Below are 1543 nucleotides of genomic sequence, written 5' to 3' on the forward strand. Positions count from 1 at the left end.
CCCCCCCCCCCTTAAAAATCGTTAAATTTACCCTTGTTTTTTGGCGTCAAATTTTAATTATCCTCCTCTTTACAAGGAAACTTTGCTATAATTTTCCAAATTTAAAAGGCAAAAAATGCAAATCCTAAACGCGCTTTATCAAAATCCGCCAAAAAATATCAAATTTATAAATAGAAAATTTGAGATCACAGCACCAAAAACGCTGATAAAAGGCGGTATAGGAAGCGGCAAAACATCTCTAATCGCTGGCTTTTTGTCGGCATTTGAGAGCAAAGAGATTTTGTATGTAAATTTAGGCGATTTACGCATAGATGCGGATGATATTTTGTCAAATTTGCCAGAGTTTTTACGCCAAAATCCGCAGATAAAAATTCTAGCGATCGATGATTTCGAGCAGAGATTTCAGGAAAAATTTGAGCCGATTTTAGAGCTAAATTTGCAAAATTTTATCGTCGCCTCCGGGTTTAAAGATGCAAATTTGAGCGGATTTAGCGAGCTAAATTTGGATTTTTTAGACTACGAGGAATTTATCGCTTTTTTTTCAAAAAAGATCGATCCAGAGACGCTTTTTAGCCACTTTTTACTTCACGGCAGGAGTCCCGCATCGGCCTTTTGCGATGCCGAAAACGTCGCGGCAAATCTACAAACCGCGCTAAAATCATCGCTCTCCGCCACGCAGCTAGCAGTGCTAAAAGAGTGCGCGAAAGCTCAGGCGCAAAACGTGAGCGTTTTTGAGATTTTTAGCACGCTAAAATCCACCCGCAAAATCTCAAAAGATAGCGTTTACGGCGCGCTTAGCGAGCTAGAAAATATGAGCGCGGTTAGCCTGGTAGAAAAATTTAACGAGCCAAACGCCGCAAAAAGGCTTTATTTTAACGACTTTGCGTTTAAAAGCGCACTGAGCCTAAAAAAGGACTTCGCTAAAAATTTTAACAACACGGTTTTTTGCGAGCTGGCCAAATTTAACGAGCAGATTTTTTATACAAAAGAGCTTGATTTTTTCCTGCCAAAAAGGAAACTTGCTATCATTTGCTCGCCGTTTAGCGATGCGGATTTGGTCTTTTTAAAATTTAAAAAACTGCACGCAAATTTAAAAATTTTAGGTATAAATAGGCTACAAGCAATCAGCGTGGCAAACTCGGGCGAGACGAGCATAGAGGGCATAAAATGCGAGGTCGCGCCGTTTTCGCGCTGGGCGCTGGGCATATAAAAGGAGCGGTTATGAGAGCGGTTGCGGCGATATTTTTGGCCTACATTTTGGCGCTAGGCTACGAGATCAGACACGAAAATGAGGGTAAAATTTATAAATTTGCTGGCGAGGCGGACGGAAGCAAATTTGAGCTCTACATCAGCGAGCTTGAGGCCGAGTTTGAAAATTTTAGCGACAAGGGTGCCGTTTTACCGCCTAAATTTCAAGGTCACGCATTTTTTGAGGGCGCTAGATACGACTTTATTAAGGGCAGCATCGAAAGATCGGGCGCCGCTATAACGGCCGTAAGCGCGGTCACCGAGTGGCTAAATCTAAGCGTAAAAGCGGATAACG

General features: G+C 42.1%; 2 protein-coding genes. Both read left to right on the plus strand.

Translation table 11 applies throughout. From position 1 onward, the window contains the following. Positions 1 to 115 precede the first annotated feature (115 nt). Positions 116 to 1210 (plus strand): ATP-binding protein, encoded by a 1095-nt coding sequence (locus Q0338_RS01725; protein WP_298085253.1) that lies wholly within the window; start codon positions 116 to 118, stop codon positions 1208 to 1210. An 11-nt stretch (positions 1211 to 1221) separates the two neighbouring features. After that, on the plus strand, positions 1222 to 1543 hold a 322-nt coding region (locus Q0338_RS01730; RefSeq protein WP_298085254.1), incomplete at its 3' end, for a hypothetical protein.

This window comes from uncultured Campylobacter sp. (assembly GCF_938018145.1).
In the GTDB taxonomy this organism is placed as follows: Bacteria; Campylobacterota; Campylobacteria; order Campylobacterales; family Campylobacteraceae; genus Campylobacter_A.

Bases quoted from the DNA above. Each gene is read 5' to 3' on its own strand.
- Q0338_RS01725 (WP_298085253.1), top strand. From the start codon at position 116: ATGCAAATCCTAAACGCGCTTTATCAAAATCCGCCAAAAAATATCAAA.